We start from the raw sequence: 22,809 nt of genomic DNA, 5'->3' as shown, positions 1-22,809 counted from the left end.
CCTTTTAAATTGGTAAGTCCATTTTACCAATCGGGTTGGCTTTAACGCTTTGTAGCTGACTAAGCTGCGTATTTATTACACTTTTATGTTTATAGATTGGTTATTCTTTTTTACGAGTATGTTAGAAAATTCGATCTATTAAATTAACGCTGACAATGATATTAATAAAAGGGATCAGTATTTAGCTGCGCTCGTGCTTGGCTAAATACTGTGCAGTAAGTACTTTCAACTTAGTTAAAGAAAGGAGTATGAGAATGAGTGAACAATACGCTGCACTTCGCGGTAATGTTAGTATGCTTGGACAAATGCTGGGTCAAACCATTAAAGATGCACAAGGACAAGCCATTTTAGATAAGGTAGAAGAGATTCGCGCTTTATCTAAATCGTCACGTAGTGGTAACGAAGCCGACAGACAGGCGCTTATCGAAGTACTACACGCTCTCACAGATGAAGAATTATTACCGGTTGCACGCTCATTTAATCATTTTTTGAATCTTGCTAATGTTGCTGAACAATTTCATACCGTATCGCGCTTTAATGATGTTGGTTTTTGCCAACTAAACCCTCTCACTCAAACATTAAAAGCGTTAGCAACAGCATCAAAGCAAGGTCAAGTTGATCCTAATCACTTGGCACAAACACTCTCAAAACTCCACATCAATTTAGTACTGACGGCTCACCCAACTGAGGTGACACGACGTACAATGATTAATAAACACGTTGAATTAAGTGATTGTCTTGCCTCTTTAGAGCGTAAAGATAACCTACCTAGTGAACGTGCAGATTTATTAAATCGTATTGCCCAACTTATCAGCCAAGCGTGGCATACCGACGACATTCGTCGTTCACGCCCAACGCCAATCGACGAGGCTAAATGGGGTTTTGCGGTTATTGAAAATAGCTTATGGCACGCTGTTCCGCGTTTCTTACGGGAGTTTGGCGAGGACGTAAAATCAGAGCTTGATCTTGAGCTGCCTATTGATTTCAGCCCAATAGAATTTACTTCTTGGATGGGCGGTGACCGTGATGGTAACCCGTTCGTCACCGCTGAAGTCACACAGCAAGTACTTGATCATGGCCGCTGGATGGCACTCGATTTGTATTCGCGTGATATCGAAACGCTAAGCAATGAGCTATCAATGTCGGATGCAAGCGATGAGCTTATTGAGCTTGCAGGTCAAGATTTTGAACCTTATCGTGCGGTACTTAAAAAATTAAAGAATCAAATTGCCGAAACTGTGACCCATTTGGGCGCTAAAATTAAGAATAAGCGCACTGATTCTGAAGATTTAATTACCGATATCGCGCAAATTAAACACCCAATCGAAGTGTGCTATCGCTCGCTTATTAAGACCAACATGAAAGTAGTTGCCGATGGCTTGTTGCTTGATGTACTACGCCGTATTAACAGCTTTGGTCTGCGTCTTGCTAAACTCGATGTCCGTCAGGATTCATCGCGTCATGGTGATGTTTTCTCTGAACTAACACGTTATTTAGGGTTAGGTGATTACCATCAATGGCAAGAAGAAGACAAACAAGCGTTCTTACTTGCTGAGCTAAACTCTCGACGTCCGCTTATTCCAAAGCATTGGCAACCAAGCCCAGAAGTACAAGAGGTGCTAGATACATTTGATGTAATTGCAGCGCAAGATGCTCAAACATTTGGTTTGTATATTATTTCGATGGCACGCACTGCATCTGATGTGCTGGCAGTACAGTTACTGCTTAAAGAAAGTGGTTGTAAGTTTAACTTACCGGTTGCGCCATTATTTGAAACGTTAGATGACTTAAATAATGGTAAAGAGGTTATCGAATGTTTACTTGATAACACTTGGTACCGTGGTCATATTCAAAACCAACAAAATGTCATGATTGGCTACTCAGACTCAGCAAAAGATGCAGGTATGATGGCTGCTGGTTGGGCACAATATGAAGCTATGGATAAACTTGTTCAATTAGCCGAAAATCGCGGTATTGAACTTATTTTATTCCACGGCCGTGGTGGTACGGTTGGTCGTGGTGGCGCGCCAGCTGCGCAAGCACTACGTTCACAGCCTCCAGGTTCATTAAAAGGTGGCTTGCGAGTAACAGAGCAAGGTGAAATGATCCGCTTTAAGTTTGGTTTGCCTGCTGTTGCCCTGCAAAGCTTAAATATTTATGCTGGTGCTGTACTCGAGAGTAACTTGCTACCGCCGCCAGAGCCGAAGAGCGAATGGCGTGATGTTATGGAACTGATCAGTGCTGATTCGTGTGAGCATTACCGCCAGGTTGTGCGCCATGATGAAAATTTTGTTCCTTACTTTAGAATGGCAACGCCAGAGCAAGAGCTATCTAAATTACCACTTGGTTCTCGCCCTGCGAAGCGCAACCCGAACGGTGGGGTAGAAAGTCTTCGTGCTATTCCATGGATCTTTGCATGGAGCCAAAACCGTTTAATGCTGCCAGCTTGGTTAGGTGCATTAACAGGCCTTAAAGCTGCTTTAGATAAGTATGGCATCGAGACACTTCACGAAATGAGCTTAAAATGGCCATTCTTCCGTGCTCGTTTAGAGATGCTAGAAATGGTATTTAGTAAAGCCGATTCATGGTTAAGTGCGCATTACGATGATGCATTAGTAACTGAGCAATATAAGCCATTAGGCGTAAAACTTCGTCAGGAGTTGAGTGAGGCTATTGAGCTTGTGCAATCGCTTAGCCCACAAAAGAGCCTGCTTGCAGACCAACCTTGGATCAAAGAGTCAATCGCGCTTCGCAACCCGTACACAGATCCACTTAACTTATTACAAGTTGAGTTACTGCGTCGTTCACGCGAAGCTGACGAGGGCTCTGAAGGCGATATTGATAATGCCTTGATGATCACTATGACAGGTATTGCTGCAGGTATGCGTAATACCGGTTAATAGCTAGTATCATCAACCAATCGAGCATCGATTGGTAGGCTAATAACAAATCGTGCGCCGTGTTCATAAGGCTCGGCGCATATTTCTCCTTTCAAATTAAATTTAACTGCATTAAAAACAACATTTAACCCAAGTCCTAGGTGTTTATCGCCCATATTAGTGGTATAGAAAGGAGTAAAGATATCATGCAAGATAGCTTCCTTAATACCGACCCCGTTGTCTTGATAAATAATTTCGACATGCTTAGGAAAAGCTCTAATCTCGATCTCAATTAAACCGTGTAGCTTTATTGCAAAACCATGTTCGCAGGAATTAATGATTAAGGTTTTTAATATGTCACCAATAATTGCAGGGTAAGAAGTTATTACAACATTATCACCCTGAATATCGAATTTAATACACTTTCCTAAGTAACTTGAGAAAGGCAGAACTCTGCGTGATATTTCTTCTGTTAGGTTAAACTGGACTAGCGGTTTATCTAAATCAATAGACACATTGAGTGCCTTAAATTCTTCGACAATACTGGCAAGTCGAGCGATGCTAGCCTGTATTAAATCTTTTGCATCGTTTGTATCGTTTAAAAAGCTATGAAGGTGCTTGCTAGACAGCTCTTGAGATTTAAACTTTTGGCAAATAAGTGTTAGTTGATCATCAATTAAAGAGCTGGCAGTTACAATGGTGCCAATGGGCGTATTTAATTGATGCGCCATACCTGATACTAATGCGGTTAACGATGCTATTTTTTCGATTTCAATAAGTTGTGCTTGTGTGTTATGAAGTTTTGTTAATGTTTTAGATAGAACATTCTTTTGTTGCTTCGTCCTCACTGTCATCAACGTTAATACGATTAAAATTGAGCATAACGTAAAAGCAATCGCCATAAAGATCACTTTATTTGCTTTATTGTTTGAAGCCTGAACTTGATTTGATTTAGTTAAAAGTTCAATTTCTGCTTCTTTAGTCGTTATATCTAATTCTGTCAACGCTTTGGCAAGATTAGTACTGGTTTGTCTTCTCAGAATTTTTTCTTTAGTTTCATAGAGCTGTTTGTATGCATCAATTGCTGCATGGTAGTTTTTTTGTTGTAAATGCAAAGAGGCCGATAGTTCTTGTGTAGCTAGCAATAATTCATAGTCAGAGATTTTTTTATTTTTTAAATCAATTGACTGAATTTGTGCTAGAGCCTGAGCAGGTTTGCTTTGGGCTTCATATGTTTTTGCAAGTTCTAATACTACAGCAAGTTTATCGCTTTTAAGATTATCCTCATTTAGTAAATTGAGTGCTTTTTTCAATATTGTTTCTGCTTTTTTAAATTGTGCTTGAGAGTTATAAATTTTTCCCTGAGTGGTTAGGTTAACTACCTGATGCAAAACAAAGTTGTTGTCTTTTTGAAAGTCATATATGTCAGTAAGTAGCTCTAATGCTTGCTCATATTCTTTTAAACCGAGCAAAGCTATTGCCTGATGATTGGTCGTAATTGATTCATTAAAGGTGTCTTTGTTTGTTTTACTATATTGTTTAAATCTTTTAAATATGTCTGCCGCATTATTATAGAAGTGTAATTTTAAGTAGATAACAGCGATGTTGTTTTCAGTTTGCATTACAAGGTTATTATGTCTCATCTTTGCAAAAGGGAGGGCTAATTTGTATTGATTAAGTGCTTCTTGATATAACCCTAAATGAGAATAGATATTTCCCGAAATATTAAAGTAGCCATACATCAAGCTCTTATCTTTCGATTTGGCAACCATATTCTCGAACTCTACAAGCGTCGTCATCGCTTCATCTAGTTTATTATTACCAGATAAAAACCACGCTTTATAGTTGGTCATAATGATCTTCTGTTCAAGATTCAACTCAGTATTAGCTAGTAGCTTACTTACTTCTTCTAAACCTAGTTGTCTTGAGTTTGCGTAAGTGTTTTTAACTTGGCTGCGGAGTTTTTCAAATTCTATTGCTGTAATTGCAGTTGCTTGCAAAGGAATTGACAATAACATGCCTGCGATAATTTGAACCATGAATCTCATGATTTTTCCCTACCTTTGAAACATGTATCAACAGATAATACGTGTTTACACTACTGCTTTAAGATGATGTTCATTGTAAGTTTTCATTCATTTTAAGGGCATCTGAAAAGGCTTAAATTAAAGGCAGAATTCTCGTGCATGTATAAAAAAAGCGTCAAAAGTTAATTTAAGGTAACGTCTAAAATGTATTTTTCTAGTTATAAATTCTTATATTTAATGCTGGTCATACCTATTTAATTGCTAGCTATTGACTCAGTTAGGGTTATAAATAAAATATGCTGGCTTTCAACTCTGAGAGCTAGAGTTAACCCCTAACCACTCACGCAGTTTAAGAGTATTTTATGTCAAACGTGTCTACTTGCATTACCTATGATGCATCTACGTCGTTAGTTATGATGACGTTAAGAGGGACGGCAAGCGCACAGGATGTGATTAACTTTTACCAAATCGCCCAACAATACTCAGTATTATATGGGTCAGATAAAATACTCGTTGACGTGTCTGAGTTGACGCACAATTTCGCACCTGCTGATTTATTCACAATTATGCCGGCAGTGGCAAACTCTTTGAAAGAAGCTGTTGTGGCAATTGTCGTAAGTTTTGATGGTTTTATGCACGACTTATTTATGCAAAAAGCAAAGCGCTATAACTTACAAGCTGAAAACTTTGAATGTTTTAACAAAGCAAAAAATTGGCTGGTTCGTCAATAATTGGTCGAGCTAGTCATCGCTATTTTGTTGTGTATATCTGGGCTTACAAATACCGCTAATTTTTAGCTTTTATTGTGCGATTTACCTTGATGTTTACCGCCAAAACCTAGCAATTCATTACGTAACCTTTTAAACTGTTTAGCCAATTAATAATTATAATTTGTTATGACAGCAACTAGGATAGATGCAAGCAAACTAGCTCAAAATTCAGAGCCGTTTAGCTTCAATGATCAACAAAAAAATTCTCTTTTTGCCCAGCTTAAACAGCAACGTGGCATCTTATCTCAATCTGATATTTCTTCTCTTTGTCAGCAGTTTCAAGTTAGCCAAATTGAGTTACTAAAAGCCTGTGTACCCGTTGCAAGTTTATTTTCTGTGGCGCCTATTTCTAAATTCTACGTGGGCGCTATTGCAGTTGGGTTAAATGAGCAAGGCGAAACAAATTTCTATTTTGGCGCTAATGTTGAGTTTTCTCATCAAGCCTTGAGTTTAGTCGTTCATGCTGAGCAATCAGCGATTAATAATGCATGGCTTAATGGCGCGCAAGCAGTACAAAGAATTGCAATCAGTGACGCTCCTTGTGGCTATTGCCGTCAATTTATGAATGAATTGAGTACTGCAGACTCACTTGAGATTTTATTGCCAGAGCGTGACTTTAACCTTCATGAGTTATTACCTTATTCATTTGGCCCGAAAGATTTAGGTAATGATGCGTGTTTATTTTCGCATAAGCAAAGTGATAAACAATTTGCCGACCTTACCATTGATGACGCAAAACTTATTCAATTAGCACTCAATGCATATGTGCCATACACAGGTAATTTTAGTGCTGTTAAATTAAGTACATTTACCGAAGGGGATTTTTACGGAAGCTATGCCGAAAATGCTGCCTATAGTCCAAGCCTTTCGCCATTACAAAGTGCATTGAGTCAGTTTTATCTTGCGGGTTTAAGCTTTGATGATAAAACAGTTAAGTCGATAACCTTGTTAGAAACACAAGGGGCAGAAAATCAATATGAGGTGGCTAAATCTGTGCTGGCAAGCTTTGCAAACCCACCAGCATTTGAGCACTATATTGCGAAATTAAGTAACGCTTAATTAAGCAATAGTTTTGCAGCTTCAATGACGACGGCGACTGATTTTTTCTCAATCTCGCCGTGGTCAACATTCGGAATCTCTTGTTTAGTACGATTTACTAAAACACCTGCAACACATGCTGCGCGTAAGCCAAGGGCAGCACACATAGTAAATAGTGTTGCTGATTCCATCTCGTAGTTCATCACACCTAGTTTTTGCCACTCTTCACAGCTGCCTTGGAATGAGCGCGGAACATAACCTGAATAAGTATCGTAACGCTCTTGACCTGGGTAGAATGTGTCACTTGATGCAGTAATACCAATGTGGAAATTAATTCCTAATTTATCACATGCATTGACCATTGCTTGTGTAGCAAAAAAGTCAGACACAGCAGGGTAGCTTAGTGGTGCAAAATGCTGGCTTGCGCCATCTAATCGAACAGATGCTTGGCTAATTAAAATGTCGCCTTCATTGATGTGCGGCTGAATAGCACCGGTCGTGCCAATTCGCAAAAAGGTATCAATACCAAGTTGGGCAAGCTCTTCAACAGCAATTGAAGTAGATGGGCCGCCAATACCGGTTGAACAAACGACAACACTGTGGCCGTTTAGCTCACCACGGTAAACATGAAATTCACGAGTCTTCGCTAAGCATTCAGGGTTATCAAGAAGCGTAGAAATGCGTGCTGAGCGGTCAGGATCGCCAGGTACGATAGCAAGAGTTGCCCCTTTTAAGTCGTCACGTGTGATCCCTAAGTGAAATACCTTTTCCATTATTAAACCTTATTTTTGTCTAAAGCGTAATACTTTAATCATATGTGTTTAAAGTACAGGACAGATGTCCGATTAACTTAACAATGTTGCAAGAATTGCACAGTTAACCTAAACCTAAAGATGTCACCTTTAATGAGGATACATTATGCCAGCATCATCTTCTATGAACAAAAATCACGAATTTGCTCGTTGTTTAGAGAGCTCTCAAATATCTGCATCTGCACCGTTTCATTGGTTAGCACTTGCATTTAAGGACATCGCTAATGCGCCAATACTGAGTCTTGTCTACGGATTAGTATTTACCTTGATACCAGCGACAATTATGTATTTTGTATATCAGTTTGATACGCACTTAGTTATTTTGCCTGCTGTGGTTGGCTTTGCATTAATAGGCCCTGCCTTTGCTGCTGGCCTTTATGATGTGGCGTGGGAGCTTGAAAAAGGCCATAAACCTACTCTAATGCATAGCCTTAAATCTATGTTTAGAAACCCAGCAGGTGAATGGGGCTTTGCGGTGTTACTAATGGTGATTATGATTGTTTGGATGCGTTTAGCTGCGCTCATCCACGCCCTATATCCGAATGTTGTCAATCCAAGTTTTGAGCAATTATCGGCGTTTTTAACGCTCGGTAGTATTGTTGGTGGTATTTTACTTGTCACTGTATTTGCTATCTCTGCGTTTACCCCGCAAATTATGATGGAGCGCCGAGTTGATATCATGACTGCGGTAATTTCTTCGATGAACGCGGTTAAAACCAATTTTGCTGCCATGGTTGTTTGGGCTGGGATAATACTCTGTTTAGTGTTTGTTGGTTTTATTACAGGCACTGCTGGGTTTATTGTGATTATGCCTTTATTAAGCTACGCCAGTTGGCATGCATACATTGCTGTTATCAAAACCAAGAAGCCAAGAGGCTACGAATAATGAGTATTCACTTCGTTTGAATATAAATCTATAGCGGCAATCGACTCGGTTGCCGCAAAATTTGACTTTCTTTTCGCGCATGTTATACCTGCCAAAATACAGCGCTCTTATTTGACTAGAGCAGTTTAAATTTTTCTGCATTAAAAATATAATCTTTCAATATCAGTGAGTTATAGATTCGGTTGAGCAAGTGATTCTTGAGTCTTAAAAATCTTAACTATACACAAACCTGATTGCGTAAGTTTTTTGTTTACGCATGAATATGCAGACAATGATCAGCGGAGTAGAGATGAGTAACACACAAAAAGCATTCCACGAAAAACTAAGTCAGTGTCTTTGTCCTCCTGGCGATGGTGTATTTACAGTAAATACAGCAAAAGAGCGTAAAGATGCGCTGCGTACTAAATTATACGGTCAAACAGACAATGTTGATGTGCTTTGGAAAGAGTCACTTGAAACATTGGCAGAGTCTGAGCACAAAGCCGTTATTTTAGGTATTAGCTCTGACTGCGGCGGTGGTATATTACGTGGTGCTAACTGGGGACCTCTTTTTTTACGTTCTACCTTGATTGATCAACAACCGCAAGCACGCGCTTTTGATTTAGGTGATGTGCGTGTGATCCCACATTTACTGCATGATAAATACCTAAACGATGCGACCATCACAAACTGCCAAAAAGCGTTATATGCTGATGAAAACAGTGAATACCATGTATCACCTTTGTCTATCACAGAAGATGTCTGTGACGGCTTTTATGCGAACTACCCTGATAAGGGTATTTTTGGTATCGGTGGCGACCACTCAATTAGCTACCCGCTAACTAAAGCTTACTTAAAAGCAAAACGTGATGCTGGCAAACGCACTGCAATCATTCACTTTGATGCTCATACAGATTTATTAGTAGAGCGTCTTGGTATTGATTTATGCTTTGGTTCTTGGTGTACACATATTCTTGAGTACTTACCAGCGCCACGTAACCTAATTCAATTTGGTATCCGCTCTAGTGGTAAGCCTAAGCAACATTGGGAAGACACGTTTGGTGTTAAACAACATTGGGCCCACGAAATTATCGAACGTGGCTCTAAAGCAGTTGCTGATGAAGTGATTGCACAGCTCAAAGCAGATAATGTTGATGAGCTTTATGTGAGCTTTGATATTGATGCGCTTGATGAAAGCTTTGCTTCAGCGACAGGAACACCAGAAGCCGGTGGCTTAACACCTCAGCATGCATTAGACATTCTTGTTGCATTGGCTGACGAGTTCCCAATTACAGGTGCTGATATGATGGAAATCGCGCCATTCACCGACAGCTCACTAATCGGCCAAACAAGTTCTGAAACGACACTCAGAGAAGGTGCTAAAATCTCTGCATTTTTGATTGGTGCAATGAATAAGTAATTCATTTTGCAAGATTAGCGGAAACTTAGTTTCCGCTAATTGTTTATTTCTATTTTACATTTCAAATTTCATCACCTCGCGCTATATTTGTATAAAAAATAATTATAATTTCCGGTATAGCGACTATGCATAAGCTCTTTATCTTACTTTATTTACTAGTGTCTCTACCTGTATTCTCTGCAATTACAGTGGTCACTGAAAATTTACCGCAGTTACAGTATCAAGATGAGAATGGTGAGTTAGTGGGGACTGTAGTTGATAAAGTACTAACATCGCTCAAGCAAAGTAACATCAACTATGAAATTTCTGTGAACCCTTGGTCTGTTTCTTACAATGCGGCTCTTAGAGATGAAAATACATGTATATTCTCAATAGCTAGATTACCTGCTAGGGAGCGTGATTTTATCTGGTTGTCAAAACTTGGACGTTTCTCTGCTTCATTTTATTCGTTTAATTTTCAGCAAATTTCAATTAGTAATTTACAACAAGCTAAGCAATACCGTATTGCGGTGCTAAAAGATAATTACTCTCATATTTTCTTAAAAGAACATGGCTTTGATGAAACAAATCAGCTGATATTACTTGATAGTTTTGACAATATTTATGATGTGTTAAAAAGTCGTCGAACGAGCATAGATTTAGTCGTTTTAAGTGATCAACAATTTGATTTTGAATTACAAAAAGACTCTACACTCAACTCACTAAAACCAGTGTTTAGTATTCCTGTTGTTAATCCTGACTTATATTTTGCTTGTAATAAAAATATGAACACTGCATGGCTTGAGAAGTTAAGTAAAGCCTTTGCTGATTACGATTAAAAATAGCACTTGTTGATTGTAATAAAGCGGCTATAATCAGCTGCTTTTTGTCCATTCTCGCCAAACTCTAGCTAGCAAAACGAGCAAAAAGTTGTTTGCATTCAACACTCTGAATGCGTTTAAATGTTAGGAGTTACAATGAGTGACTTACTCATTATTATTATTTTAATTCTGATCAGTGCGTTGTTTGCTATGAGCGAAATTGCAATAGCAGCATCACGCAAGATTAAATTACGAGTAATGGTGGACGAGGGGAGTTCTAAAGCCCAAGCGGTGCTGGCGTTGCAAGAGCAACCTGGTGCTTTCTTTGCCATGATACAAATTGCCCTGAATGCAATTGCCATTTTGGGTGGTATTGTTGGTGAGCAAGCATTATCGCCTTATATCGAACAAATCTTAGGTATGATTTACCAAGGACCTTTACTAAGCCAAATCAGCTTTTTGATTTCGTTTTTGAGTATTACCTCTTTGTTTATTCTATTTGCTGACTTATTACCTAAACGGTTAGCGATGATTATGCCGGAAGCCGTTGCAGTTAATGTGGTTTCTATAATGCGCTGGGTAACTTTTGCGCTAACACCCTTTGTCGTTTTCTTTAATGGAATTACCAACCTGATTTTGCGCGCGTTTAAAGTACCCGCTGAACGAGAAGACATTGTTACGACAGAAGACATTGTGGCGATGATGGATGCAGGGGCAGAGTACGGTAGCTTACAGCAACAAGAATATGAGTTAATTGGCAATGTATTCGATTTAGAAGCGCGTTTTTTATCGAGTGTAATGACCCCACGTGATCAAATTGTCTATTTTGATGTTAAAGCAGATGCTCAAGAAGTGGCGACCAAAATTATCGAACACCCACATAACCACTTTTTAGTCTGTGATGGTAATTTAGATAAATTAATAGGTTCAGTTGAATCAAAAGATATTTTGCGCAAAGTACTTAAAGGGCAAAGCGCCGAAATTGATAATGAATTGATAAGCCAAGATATTTTTTATCTTCCAGAAACATTGAGTTTGTCTGAAGCTTTAAACACATTCAAAAAAGCGGCTGAACCATTTGCCGTTGTGGTTAACGAGTATGCACTCATGGTAGGTATTGTCACTGTCAAAGATTTAATGAAAGGCTTTATGGGGGATTTAATTAGCCATCAAGGCGAAGAGTTAATTATTCAACGTGATAATTCATCTTGGCTGGTCGATGGTTTAACACCTGTGGTTGAGCTTGCTAAGGTACTTGAAATTGAAGAGTTTCCTGAGCAATCTCATTACGAAACAGTCGCAGGGTTTTTGATCTACACCATGAAACGCCTGCCTAAACGCGCTGAGTTTATCAATTTTGGTGGCTATAAGTTTGAAGTTGTCGATGTTGAAGGAGTGAAAGTCGAGCAACTACTCGTTACTCGCATTTCGGATACTGTTTAGGCCGCCGATGCGGCCTTACTCAAAGGCGCCTTTCACAAGGGCGTTACCTTTGCTTACCATATGAATACCCTTTGACCAGCATTCTGTTGGCGCAAGCGTTGTTTTATTAAGTAGCACAAGATCGGCATCTGCATTTTGTTTAATGACACCTTTATTGATACCCAGTATCTGTGCAGGGTTTGATGTAATCGCCATTAAAGCGTGTTCAATCGAAACATTATATTTTTGCACTGCTTCTACAAACGAACCATGCAATGTAGACTCTTTACCGACTTCAAGGCCAAGCAGATTATAGCTTTTGTCAAAAATAGGGAGACTTGCATGGCCATCAGAGCTCATAGTGAGCTTTGTTGGGTCGACCTTATTCTCTAGGCAATAAGCGAGTGCGTGTGCGGCAGAGTATTCACCATGAGCAAGGTCATACTCGGTTGTACTTGTTGTAAAATCGATAGTGCCACCGGCTTTACAAAACTCTACCCCAGCATTAAGTAAGTCGATATTTCGATTCATGTGAGTTGGGTAAAATTGTGCCAGTGAAATATCGGTTAGCTTATCAACCTCATGTAATAACGATAAATGTGTATCAACAGGGCCAACATGAATGCTGACAGTGCCTTTTTTACCACTTAACATGCCTGCCACTTTTGCCTCAGCGGCAAGCTCTGTCAGCTGTTGCACCGTGGGTTGGCTACTACGATGATCAGATATAGCAACTTCACCCACACCAATAAACTCATCAATGTACATTAAATCGCTGGTGACTGAGCCTGTCAGTGTTTTCGCAGGTAAATGATATGAGCCCGAATGACAAAACACGTTGAGCCCAAGCTCTTTCAGCTCTTTTGCTTTAGCAATCAGGTTACTATGAGTTCGACTACTTGAGTCAGTGCCAAGGGCTGCAATAACGGTTGTTGTGCCATGCAATGTTGCATCAGTCAGGTTCATTTCTGGTGTTCTACTTGCGAATCCAGCTTCGCCGCCACCGCCAGTTATATGTACGAGTGAATCGACAAACCCCGGGACCAAAATACAATGTGTGCCATCGACTGTGGTAATTCTCTGATAAGTATCGATGGTGATTTCAGGCTGTATATCAACTATTTTTCCGCCAGCAATAAGAACATCTTGAGTGCCTAAAGGTGAGGGGGCGAAAACGTCTGCGCCTTTTATAAGTGTTAACATAATTAAATCTTTTACTGATAGTTAATAAAGTGTGCGAGAAAAATAAAGCAGCTAGCAAGGCCAAACAAAGCTAAAGTGAAGCGCCAAATAAAACGTGCCCATTCACTCCAATCTAATTTAACAATACCTAAACAGCCAATGAGACTAGCAGAAGTCGGAATAAAAATATTGGTTAAACCATCACCCAACTGAAATGCTAACACCACAATTTGACGTGAGATATTTAATAAATCACCGAGCGGTGACATTAGCGGCATCGTTATGGCTGCTTGTCCAGAGCCTGACGAAACAAAGAAGTTAAATACACTTTGAAATAATAGCATGCCCCAAGCCGCAATATAGTCGGGTACAACTGAAATGCTGGTGGCACTGTAGTACAGCAAGGTATTTAGAGTTGAAGGCGAGGTTAAGTCACTACCGCCAAGTATTAAAATAACGCCTTTTGCCAGAGCAACTAAAAGCGCTGCAGGTAGGAGCTCTTGAGCACCTTCTTTAAATGCGTTTGCGCTTTCATTGGCAGTTTGTTTTTTAAATAGGCTGGCGATTACAGCACAAGCAATCCCTAGGCAAAAGAATTGCGCTGCTAATTCAGGAATATAATACTGCCTAGCCATCACGCCCCAAATAACCCAAACAATGCCAGCAATAAAAGTAAGTAAGATTAGTTTATCTGCGTTATCTAAATTTATTGCACTGTCTTGGTGTTGGTTAGATTGTTGTTTAGTGGCTCTGATAGAGTTGGCATAGCGAATAGTGAATACAAGGCCAAATGAAGTAAAAACAAGCCAAGCAACCATTCTGAACCCTGCGCCAGAAAAAACGGGAATTTCAGCTATAGACTGAGCTATGGCAATGCTAAACGGGTTCATCCATGAGGTGGCAAAGCCAATTTGTGTAGCAACATAGGTTGTTAATACCGTTACTTTTGCGTCATAGCCAAGTTGTTTCATAATTGGGAATAACACAATACAAAAGGCAATGGCTTCCTCACCCATGCCGAAAACCGCACCACCTAAAGAGAAAAGCACGAACAAGAGAGGAATGAATACCCACTCAATATGTTGTGTTTTATTGATCAGTGCCATGATGCCGTTATTTACCGCACCGGTTTTTAAGATAATCCCAAACGCACCGCCAGTGATTAAAATAAACGCCATCACACCAATCGCTGCGCCATACTTATCACCTGACACTAATCCTTCAAATAAGACATTAGCGAGGCCAATTTCACCACCTTCTGCAAATAATGCTGGCGGGGTATGATCTGAGGCTGTTTGATATTGTGATAATTCAACACTATGGCTATCTTTTTCGGCATTAAATACACCGGGGGTTATAAATAGGCTGGCAAAATAGGCGATAACTGCGACGCACAACAAAATGATGCTCGCATCTGGCATCGCAAACTGTTTGTTTTTCATAAAGTCACTTAAATGTCATTCGACGTTTATAAGATAAGCAAGGTATTGTAGCCCTTGCTAAGAAAGATTAATACTGAGAGTCGTCAGTTTAAGATAACGTAAGCTCAAAAGTGTGGGCGACGATTAAGCCGCCCATACCTTGCTAAAAGCGATAGCTCAAACTTAACGTATAGCGACTGCCATAAGCATTATGGTTTATAGAATCAAAACCTCGACTTGAACCATATAGTTTAGGCGGTTCTTTATTGAAGATATTATCGATACGAGCACGGATTGATAATGCATCATTGATAAAATATCCGGCTGATAAATCCCATACTAGCCAGTCATCAACATCACGCTTTAACTCATCATTAAGCTCGCCAAGTTCTTCTAGCTCGTCTATTTCACGGCCACGAAGCCCTTCAATATCATCCTCATAGCTACTGGTATAATTGGCACCTAGATTTATGTAATAACTCTCGGCATCCCAATCGATAGAGAATCTGCCAACATTTTCAGGGTAGCGATAAGTGCCGATTAGCTTTTCGATTGCATCTGAACCGGGTTTATTTCTCTCAAACTCTAAATAGTGTGTACCATCAAAAGCGAGCGTTAAGTTACCTTGTGCAAAAAGAAAACGATGATCGAACTTAAAGTCGATACCCGCTAAGGTTTGTGTGCCGGTATTTTCCAGTGGAATAACATGGTCTCTAAATAGTGGCAGGAATAGCTCATCTTCTCGCGGATTAAATTCACTAATATAGTTTGTTAGGATCTCTGAAAGATTAGCGCCATCACTTTCGATATTAAGGCCTGCATTATCGGTTACTTCACACAGCTGCTGCTCGTACGAAATACCTTGTTGTCCTTGTGGTACTAAGCCACAGTGACGAAGAGACGCGTCCGTAATTGCTCTATCAAGCACGGCAGTCATATTGGTATCGATGACTTGTTCATGATCAAAATGCCAATAATCGACGGTTAGATTGGTATTTACAGATGGACTCCATGCAAAGCCAATGCTGAGCGCTTCAGACTCCTCGGCTTTGAGTGCTTGATTACCAAGTTCTAGGCTGTTAACACTGACTTCAGTACCATCACCCATACAGTATAAATCTGCAACAGCCTGATTTGCGCCGCAATCAAAGCTTGATTGTGTGGTACGTAATTTTACGCCAGCTTGAGTTAATGAAGGTGCTCTAAACGACGTTGACCAAGAGCTCCTAATAATTAGAGAATCTGAAGGGCGGTAGCTTAAACCCACTTTAGGGTTAAACGTTCCACCAAAGTCATCGTAATGATCGTAACGACCAGCAATTTGCAGTTCTAGCTGCTCAGTAACTGGCATATTCAACTCTACAAATGCAGCGTACTGCGTACGGTCTGCTTCTGATAAGCTCGAGCCAAAACCAAAAACATCGACTAAATAACCATTTTCAGCACGCGCTTGTGAGTCTAATGACGGAATATCTTTTAACTCTTCTCGGCGAGCTTCAATACCAAATGCAGCATATATGGGTAACTCATTAAATGTAAATAAATCGCCATTAAAGTTTAAATCCCATCCGTAGACTGTACTTTCACCACTTCTACTTGGGTTTGCTTTTGCAAGCTCAAGCACCGAATCATTATTAGCATCACCCTGTAAAAAAGGGTTGTAGAATGGCATTAACTGACCTTGCGCACAATTGAGATGAGTTCCATCAAATGTAGCTAATGATCCGTCGGAGCATAATTCACCAGTGATTGCAGCATGAAATTGGTAGCGGTTGTAAATACCATCAATCGCTTCTTGCTCTGACTTAGAACGAGAAAATGTTACACCAGACTCCCAACTCCAATCCCCAATGTAACCGGCTAGGCTACTGACTAATCGAAAGTTTTTAGTTTCAACTTCAACAGTTCGTGGTGAATTAAAGCGTGCATCAAATGCAAAGCCATACACTTCTCGACCCGCTTGAGTGGTAAATGGATCAATATAAAGCTGGTCCATTAAGTCGTTACTGCCATCAGCGTTATCATAAATGAATAGCGCATCTTCTATGATAAACGGACCATCATCGTCGTTTATTTGATTGATTGGTGCAGGTGATGAATAGGCTTTTGATTTAGTTTGGCTATAGAAGAAATCGGTATGCCAATCTAAATCACCTAAGGTGCTGTTAAACATAAAGCCAGTTGAAAGGCTTTCAAATGGGGTTTCTAGGTAATCATCTTGGTTTGCATAGTAAGCACAAATTTGCTCACCATACTCAGTCGTGACAAGCTCTGTTTTACAGTTTGGCGCTGGTAGTTCATTGCCATCTCGGCTACTGAAGTAATAAATGTTTGGTGAGTTCTCAAGTTTCGGTAAATATGAGTAACCATTTACTAGATTAGGCGTTGCGGTATAACTTCTGTCGGTCGCTTTAAAGGCATTGCGGTCGTAAATATCAGCAAATACCGTTAAGTTACTTTCACCGATATTGGTTCCGTAGACTAAGTTAAGTTGCTTCTTAGCTTCGTCATGACTGTCAAAGCTATTGGTGTAAGAAGTGTTTACTTCAGCTCCTTGATAGTCATCTTTGAGAATATAGTTAATAACACCGGCTACCGCATCAGCTCCATAAATTGCTGATGCGCCAGTGGCTAAAATATCAATGCGCTCGATTGCAGCAAGCGGAATTGAATTTACATCAACAAAGTTTTCAGTGCCTGCTGCAAACGAGCTTGGTGCTACGCGCCTACCATTAATGAGTGTTAATGTGGCTGAGGGGCCCATACCTCGGAGGCTTGCAGCGGATTGACCCGCTGGCGTTGAGGTTGATGTACCACCACTTTCAGATGTTGAAAAGGTACCGGAACCGCCTTTAAAAACCGATAAATCTTTTAATAATTCATGAATAGTGTTCGCTCCTGAGCGCTTGATTGCATCTTGGTCAAGCACGGTAAGCGGGATGGTTCCTTCTAAATCAACCCCTTTAATTCGTGATCCTGTTACTTCTACTCGTTCAATTTTTTCTGATTGTTGGTCGTTTTGAGCATACACAGCGTGTACTGGGCACAGCACAGCACTGATTGCTACAGCAATTGATAACTGACGAAACATATTGATTTACCTTTGTCTTAAAAAACACACGGCAAAACCGTGACGTTTTGAATAATTGTTATAATTTTTTAGACAGGGCAGTGGGTTATAGACACAACTAGCCCCTCACAGGAAGTGAGGTGTGGCTACTCGTCAAACCACTCCGAAAGGTAGTGTGGAGAGTAGAAATATGTGCAAAGCGATAATGCGTTTTTCAACATAATTCCAATCCGTAAGGTCTTTTGACAAAGCTAGCGATACAGTGCTAGCTTACTCGCGTTTTTAAATGTTCCTTTTTTTTATAGCAAGCAACAAAAAGCTGCGCAAGCAATTTTCTAATATTTTTTTACAAGAGTGTAACAATATGAACATCCTTAAGGAGCAAAAGACTAAATATCAAACTTCAGCTTTTTCTTTGGTATTTAGTTTGTTTTTCGCATCATTTGGCAGCAAAGTCTATGCAAATGATCAACAGCAAACGCTAGTTTTAGTCGGCGGATCTTTGACCACCTGTTCAAGTATGAGCCCTAAAAATTGCCTCTCGAACAAACAGATTAGTGGTAAACAGACTAATCAATATCGATTAAATAATGATGCTTTATCTGCAATAAAGACAAATTGGCCAACCAAGAATAAAAAAAATCGTCTGCAAACGCTCAAGGTATTAGCACAGATTGCACGTCAAAGGTCAGGTGTGATCACTAAAAGTGATATTTTATGGGCATGGCGTGATTTAGATAACAAGTTACTAAACGAACTCACTGATTCAGAATACAACTTTGTCATAGACTCACTTGAAGTGGCTGTATCAAATACAGATTCGACCCGCCAAAAAGAGTTGGTAAGTACAAGCGATAATAACGAACATGCAGCCAATGATATTTTAGACTTTGTTGCTGCTTCATTAAAAACAACCACCGAATCACCAACAATTTTAGCGGTTACTGCATCAAGCAGAGATCCATATGAATCAGCTGACTTTTATGAAGGGTTATTAAACTTTACTGGTGTTGAATCAAGCTGGTTACCTCTAACACCCGCCTTAGCAATTGCGATTACTAGTAAGCAATGTGAGAGTTTGGAATCTTTACGTACAGAGTCTATGGGCGTTTTTAATCGTGAGACTATTTACCCTGATCGAATCAAGGCCGAAAAAGCGCTTTGTGATAAAGGGGTCGATCATTTAGTTAAGCTGATTAAAAACGCGACGGGTATTATGTTTAACGGTGGCGATCAGAGTTTAACCAGAAAAGTACTGTTTGATGATAACGGTAAGCAATATCCTTGGACTCAGACAATTTTACAAAGACCATTACTTGTTGGCACAAGCGCAGGTACAGCGGTGCAAAGTGGTGGTAAAAATGCCTATGGCACAGTGCCGATGATTTCAAATGGTACAAGTTTAGCGGCAATGAGAGAAGGCTCGTTTGCGGTATCACCGCCAAGTGAGCGCTGTGAAAATGAATGCGGTGATAAGCTTTCGGCTGATAGTCTTACCTATGAAAAACAAGGTGGGCTTGGCAGCTTTACTTATGGTGTTCTTGATACACACTTTAGCGAGCGCAACAGAACAATGCGTTTGGCAAGATTACTGGCAGATACCGGGCAACAGCATGGTTTTGGCATTGATGAGACCACCGCCCTTGTATCAATTCGATCTGGTGAAACTGCACTAATGACGGTGATTGGTAAAAGCGGTGTCGTGCATGTTCAATCAGATGCTAAAAACAGCGGCGCAATCAGTTATTGGCCTGCTGGTGCAGTTATTGATGTAACAAAGGATGGTTTTACTCTAGCTAAACGAACTGTAGATAATGCGCTCCCTAGTATTAAAATTCCGCCACTGCCGATGCAGCGTTTCGGCACTATATTTTCAGATGCTAAATTACGTTCGCTTGTACAAGCTATGTGCTTAACACAAGAGCAACAAGCAGTCGCTCAGCATGATGAGTTTTTATTGGATTTAAATGCCACTGACAATACTCATTATTACCGTGTAAACACCAGTAGTACAGGCTGTGCGGTAGAAAACCTAGCCTTTAAAGTTAAGACATTTTAAGGGTGTAAGGTACTGAAAAAGTAGTGGATTATTTGTTCATTATTAGTTAGCGTAAGACTAATAATGAACAAACCATGGAATGGGGTTATGAAATATAATGTACTACTTTTATTTATTTTTGGCTGTTTATTTGCCTATTTATCTATACCAGTCATAGGTTATGGCTCGGCGATTGCGATTCCAACCGAAGTACTTTCAGCCCTTTATGACTTGTCACCTAACTTTGCTTTATCAATGGTTGATATCGTTACTTTAGGCCTTCCTTTGTTAGCGTTACTTTTAGTATTTTTACTCATTAGTAAGTCCCTGTACCTTAGAGATAAAGCGTATTCATACTTTATATTGCTGACACCATTTTTAGCGCTGCATTTATATTTTGCTGTTAACAGCTTTTCTGCAAATATTGATAACACCACTTTACTGACTAGTCTGCCTAAGTATGTATTACTAGTGCTTTTTGTTGCGCTTTTTTCTACTCATAAGAAACCGAACTTTAGTTGATGTAAGTCATACGCGAAAGTTCAACATATAAGCTAATCTGTAATTAATCAGTGAACCAAGTTGATAACACAATGAAAAAATTACTGCTATTAACAAGTGGGGGTGATTGCCCTGGGCTTAATGGGGTGATCAGAGCGGTGGTTAAAGCAGCCGAACATGATGGCAATTGGCAGGTGTATGGTAGCCGAAGAGCTTACGGTGGTGTGCTTGAAAAGCCAAATGATATTATACACTTAACTAGTGAAGTGGTGGCGGGTATTCATGTTCGTGGTGGAACAATTCTCGAAACTGTTAATAAAGGGAATCCAACCGCTTTTCCTGCTGAAATAGCAGGCGAACAAGTGTTTATTGACCGCTCTGATGAGTTAATCAGTATTATTAAGCAACTTGGGTTTGATGCCGTTATAAATATTGGTGGTGATGGTTCGCATAGGGTATCTCAGCATTTATTTGAGCATGGCTTAAATATCGTAGGCGTACCAAAAACCATTGATAATGATTTATATGGCACTGATTACACAATTGGTTTTCAGACTGCTGTCGACACCGCCACCGAAGCAATTGATCGATTAATACCAACAGCGCAAAGTCATAACCGAGTGATTGTAACAGAAGTAATGGGGCGCGATGCAGGCTGGATTTGTTTGCATTCAGCCATTGCAGCTGGCGCAGAAGTCGCACTTATTCCAGAAATTCCTTACGATATTGAAGCGATTAAAGCCAAACTAACATCACGTTTTGATAAAGGCCACGGATTTGCCAATATTGTCATTTCAGAAGGAGCTAAACCTGTTGCTGGTGGTGTTGTTAGTAAACAATCAAATGAACTCGGTTACGAAAACCCTGTACTAGGTGGTATTGCTGAGCAGCTTGCTTCACAAATACGTGTAGCGCTTGACCTTGATGTAAGAGTAACCGTATTAGGGCATATTCAACGTGGTGGCACACCTAATGCGTTTGATAGGGTGCTTGCAGCAGAGTTTGGGGTGCAAGCATTCGAACTTGTTAAGAGAGGCCAGTTTGGTTTTATTCCTGTCAGTAAAGACGGTGAAATTAAACCAATCAGTTTAAAAGAAGCAACTTCTGAATATCGTGTCATCCCTCTAGAACATCCTTTAATAACAAGTGCCCGCGCAATGGGCATGTGTTTAGGCGAATAATCTGCGAATTGATATAACTTCAATTCGCATAACTAATAGTTTTAAAACAACTTTCTCAGTTACGTTCGTAATAATTCAATGCGCAATTTATGTATTGCACAAAATTCATGCGTTAAAGCAAGCATTTTATTTAATGTAAAGTTCTTTAAAGATGGTTGATCTGTGCCTTTTTTGGTTTAGAATGATCGTTCACTCTAAACTAAGGAACTACACATGCAGCGCTCTCGCATTCCATTTTTTGCAGTGTCAGCTTTGGCTGGTGCTGTTTTATTATCAGGCTGCGGCCAATCAGAATCGGCTCAAGGGCAAACGCAGGCAGCGCAAGCTGTTCCTGTTGGCGTTATTGAGATGCAAAGCAAACCACTTACGCTAACTAAAGAATTGCCAGGTCGTGTGGCTGCTTCACGTATTGCGCAAATTCGTCCGCAGGTTAACGGTATTATTCAATCACGTATGTTCGTTGAAGGTGCTGAGGTTGAAAAAGGCCAAGCTTTATATCAGATTGACCCATCCACATTTGAAGCTGAAGTAGCAACTAGTAAAGCCGCTATTACTAAAGCTCAAGCCAGTATTGCTAATGCCAAGGCAAAAGCAGAACGCTATAAAGAGCTATTAAGTATCAAAGCTGTAAGCCAACAAGATTACGACGAAGCTGATGCAGCATACAAAGGTGCAAAAGCTGATTTACTAACGGCTCAAGCGCAGCTTAAAACCGCTGAAATCAATTTAAACTACAGCAAAGTGTTAGCGCCAATTAGTGGCCAAATTGGTAAATCAGATGTCACTGCCGGTGCCCTTGTGAGTGCTAATCAAGCAACAGCATTAGCAACCATTACTCAATTAGACCCAATTTATGTTGATTTAACTCAGTCAAGCAGTGAACTAACACGTTTGAAAAAAGCCATTGCTGCGGGTGAGCTTGATAAAGATGCCGCTTTACATTCAAAAGTTGAATTAAAGATGGAAGACGGTAGTACTTATCAACATAAAGGTACATTGCAATTCTCTGAAGTGACTGTTGATCCAAGCACAGGCTCAGTAACCTTACGTGCTGAATTTCCTAACCCTGAAAAATTACTGCTGCCTGGTATGTATGTTCGTGCAGTGATTGTTGAAGGTGTTAAAAGTGATGCGATTTTAGCACCACAGCGTGGCGTAAGCAGAAACACCAAAGGTGAACCTACTGCCATGGTTGTAAGTAAAGACAATACCGTAGAAGCACGTGTGCTTAAAACTGATCGTACTGTTGGCTCAAATTGGTTAGTGACAGACGGCCTAAACAGTGGCGATAAGTTAATTGTTGAAGGTTTACAGAAAATCCGCCCAGGTGCACTAGTCAATGCAATGCCTGCAGAATCAGCAGCAAACAGCCAGTAACGGAGA

Annotated in this window: 16 protein-coding genes; 11 read left to right on the top strand and 5 right to left on the bottom strand. The window is 40.1% G+C overall.

The genetic code is table 11. The annotated features are described in order from the left end of the window. Positions 1 to 254: 254 nt before the first annotated feature. Positions 255 to 2,900: a phosphoenolpyruvate carboxylase gene (ppc, locus tag CWC02_RS07290; RefSeq protein WP_138617346.1), complete on the top strand. Its 2,646-nt coding sequence runs from the start codon at positions 255 to 257 to the stop codon at positions 2,898 to 2,900. Here the strand turns inward: ppc and CWC02_RS07285 are convergent. Continuing rightward, the gene (locus CWC02_RS07285; RefSeq protein WP_138617344.1) at positions 2,897 to 4,927 is read right to left on the bottom strand and encodes an ATP-binding protein; all 2,031 of its coding nucleotides are present in this window, start codon (positions 4,925 to 4,927) and stop codon (positions 2,897 to 2,899) included. The two genes, ppc and CWC02_RS07285, sit on opposite strands and share 4 nt — an antisense overlap. 341 nt (positions 4,928 to 5,268) lie before the next feature. Here CWC02_RS07285 and CWC02_RS07280 point away from each other — a divergent pair, with 341 nt between their 5' ends. Both CWC02_RS07280 and cdd read left to right on the top strand, forming a co-directional pair. Then, positions 5,269 to 5,637 (top strand): hypothetical protein, encoded by a 369-nt coding sequence (locus CWC02_RS07280; RefSeq protein ID WP_054552162.1) that lies wholly within the window; start codon positions 5,269 to 5,271, stop codon positions 5,635 to 5,637. Between the two features lie 165 nt (positions 5,638 to 5,802). Next, the gene (gene cdd, locus CWC02_RS07275; RefSeq protein WP_138617342.1) at positions 5,803 to 6,735 is read left to right on the top strand and encodes a cytidine deaminase; all 933 of its coding nucleotides are present in this window, start codon (positions 5,803 to 5,805) and stop codon (positions 6,733 to 6,735) included. On the opposite strand, the gene udp is transcribed toward cdd, so the two are convergent. Beyond that, entirely contained in the window at positions 6,732 to 7,487 is a 756-nt protein-coding gene (gene udp, locus CWC02_RS07270) for a uridine phosphorylase (protein WP_054552164.1), read from the bottom strand. The genes cdd and udp overlap by 4 nt on opposite strands. A 145-nt stretch (positions 7,488 to 7,632) precedes the next feature. On the opposite strand from udp, the gene CWC02_RS07265 reads away from it, so the two are divergent. The 4 genes from CWC02_RS07265 (at position 7,633) to paeA (ending at position 12,054) form a co-directional block, all read left to right on the top strand. Continuing rightward, complete coding sequence (locus tag CWC02_RS07265) at positions 7,633 to 8,412, top strand: DUF2189 domain-containing protein (RefSeq protein ID WP_054552165.1); 780 nt, start codon at positions 7,633 to 7,635, stop codon at positions 8,410 to 8,412. A gap of 289 nt (positions 8,413 to 8,701) precedes the next feature. Continuing rightward, the gene (locus CWC02_RS07260; RefSeq protein ID WP_138617340.1) at positions 8,702 to 9,811 is read left to right on the top strand and encodes an arginase family protein; all 1,110 of its coding nucleotides are present in this window, start codon (positions 8,702 to 8,704) and stop codon (positions 9,809 to 9,811) included. Between the two features lie 125 nt (positions 9,812 to 9,936). Beyond that, positions 9,937 to 10,629, top strand: coding sequence for a substrate-binding periplasmic protein (locus tag CWC02_RS07255; protein ID WP_138617338.1), 693 nt, complete (start codon positions 9,937 to 9,939; stop codon positions 10,627 to 10,629). Positions 10,630 to 10,767: 138 nt separating this feature from the next. Then, positions 10,768 to 12,054, top strand: a complete 1,287-nt coding sequence (gene paeA, locus CWC02_RS07250) for a polyamine export protein PaeA (protein WP_054552168.1) — start codon at positions 10,768 to 10,770, stop codon at positions 12,052 to 12,054. Between the two features lie 15 nt (positions 12,055 to 12,069). On the opposite strand, the gene iadA is transcribed toward paeA, so the two are convergent. The 3 genes from iadA to CWC02_RS07235 form a co-directional block, all read right to left on the bottom strand. Further along, positions 12,070 to 13,236, bottom strand: a complete 1,167-nt coding sequence (iadA, locus tag CWC02_RS07245; protein WP_138617336.1) for a beta-aspartyl-peptidase — start codon at positions 13,234 to 13,236, stop codon at positions 12,070 to 12,072. 11 nt (positions 13,237 to 13,247) lie between these two features. Beyond that, positions 13,248 to 14,657 (bottom strand): putative basic amino acid antiporter YfcC, encoded by a 1,410-nt coding sequence (gene yfcC / locus CWC02_RS07240; protein ID WP_054552170.1) that lies wholly within the window; start codon positions 14,655 to 14,657, stop codon positions 13,248 to 13,250. Positions 14,658 to 14,799: 142 nt separating this feature from the next. Then, positions 14,800 to 17,727 carry a TonB-dependent receptor domain-containing protein gene (locus CWC02_RS07235; RefSeq protein WP_138617334.1) on the bottom strand — a complete coding sequence of 976 codons (2,928 nt, stop codon included), beginning with the start codon at positions 17,725 to 17,727 and terminating at the stop codon, positions 14,800 to 14,802. A 343-nt stretch (positions 17,728 to 18,070) separates the two neighbouring features. On the opposite strand from CWC02_RS07235, the gene CWC02_RS07230 reads away from it, so the two are divergent. The 4 genes from CWC02_RS07230 (at position 18,071) to CWC02_RS07215 (ending at position 22,803) form a co-directional block, all read left to right on the top strand. Further along, positions 18,071 to 19,765, top strand: coding sequence for a cyanophycinase (locus CWC02_RS07230; protein ID WP_138617332.1), 1,695 nt, complete (start codon positions 18,071 to 18,073; stop codon positions 19,763 to 19,765). A gap of 87 nt (positions 19,766 to 19,852) precedes the next feature. Then, on the top strand, positions 19,853 to 20,266 hold the full coding sequence (locus tag CWC02_RS07225; RefSeq protein ID WP_138617330.1) for a hypothetical protein: 414 nt from the start codon (positions 19,853 to 19,855) through the stop codon (positions 20,264 to 20,266). A 71-nt stretch (positions 20,267 to 20,337) separates the two neighbouring features. Further along, complete coding sequence (locus CWC02_RS07220) at positions 20,338 to 21,426, top strand: 6-phosphofructokinase (protein WP_138617327.1); 1,089 nt, start codon at positions 20,338 to 20,340, stop codon at positions 21,424 to 21,426. A 213-nt stretch (positions 21,427 to 21,639) separates the two neighbouring features. Next, positions 21,640 to 22,803 (top strand): efflux RND transporter periplasmic adaptor subunit, encoded by a 1,164-nt coding sequence (locus tag CWC02_RS07215; protein WP_138617325.1) that lies wholly within the window; start codon positions 21,640 to 21,642, stop codon positions 22,801 to 22,803. The last annotated feature ends 6 nt before the right edge of the window (positions 22,804 to 22,809 follow it).

The sequence above is a fragment of the Pseudoalteromonas sp. S2721 genome, assembly GCF_005887425.1.
GTDB lineage: Bacteria > Pseudomonadota > Gammaproteobacteria > Enterobacterales > Alteromonadaceae > Pseudoalteromonas > Pseudoalteromonas simplex.
The sequence above is the reverse complement of the archived record's forward strand: the minus strand, read 5'-3'. Positions and strand labels throughout refer to the sequence as shown.

Excerpts from the sequence above, each read along its gene's own strand:
- ppc (WP_138617346.1), top strand. The coding sequence starts at position 255 with ATGAGTGAACAATACGCTGCACTTCGCGGTAATGTTAGTATGCTTGGA.
- CWC02_RS07285 (WP_138617344.1), bottom strand. The coding sequence starts at position 4,927 with ATGAGATTCATGGTTCAAATTATCGCAGGCATGTTATTGTCAATTCCT.
- CWC02_RS07280 (WP_054552162.1), top strand. The coding sequence starts at position 5,269 with ATGTCAAACGTGTCTACTTGCATTACCTATGATGCATCTACGTCGTTA.
- cdd (WP_138617342.1), top strand. The coding sequence starts at position 5,803 with ATGACAGCAACTAGGATAGATGCAAGCAAACTAGCTCAAAATTCAGAG.
- udp (WP_054552164.1), bottom strand. The coding sequence starts at position 7,487 with ATGGAAAAGGTATTTCACTTAGGGATCACACGTGACGACTTAAAAGGG.
- CWC02_RS07265 (WP_054552165.1), top strand. The coding sequence starts at position 7,633 with ATGCCAGCATCATCTTCTATGAACAAAAATCACGAATTTGCTCGTTGT.
- CWC02_RS07260 (WP_138617340.1), top strand. The coding sequence starts at position 8,702 with ATGAGTAACACACAAAAAGCATTCCACGAAAAACTAAGTCAGTGTCTT.
- CWC02_RS07255 (WP_138617338.1), top strand. The coding sequence starts at position 9,937 with ATGCATAAGCTCTTTATCTTACTTTATTTACTAGTGTCTCTACCTGTA.
- paeA (WP_054552168.1), top strand. The coding sequence starts at position 10,768 with ATGAGTGACTTACTCATTATTATTATTTTAATTCTGATCAGTGCGTTG.
- iadA (WP_138617336.1), bottom strand. The coding sequence starts at position 13,236 with ATGTTAACACTTATAAAAGGCGCAGACGTTTTCGCCCCCTCACCTTTA.
- yfcC (WP_054552170.1), bottom strand. The coding sequence starts at position 14,657 with ATGAAAAACAAACAGTTTGCGATGCCAGATGCGAGCATCATTTTGTTG.
- CWC02_RS07235 (WP_138617334.1), bottom strand. The coding sequence starts at position 17,727 with ATGTTTCGTCAGTTATCAATTGCTGTAGCAATCAGTGCTGTGCTGTGC.
- CWC02_RS07230 (WP_138617332.1), top strand. The coding sequence starts at position 18,071 with ATGAACATCCTTAAGGAGCAAAAGACTAAATATCAAACTTCAGCTTTT.
- CWC02_RS07225 (WP_138617330.1), top strand. The coding sequence starts at position 19,853 with ATGAAATATAATGTACTACTTTTATTTATTTTTGGCTGTTTATTTGCC.
- CWC02_RS07220 (WP_138617327.1), top strand. The coding sequence starts at position 20,338 with ATGAAAAAATTACTGCTATTAACAAGTGGGGGTGATTGCCCTGGGCTT.
- CWC02_RS07215 (WP_138617325.1), top strand. The coding sequence starts at position 21,640 with ATGCAGCGCTCTCGCATTCCATTTTTTGCAGTGTCAGCTTTGGCTGGT.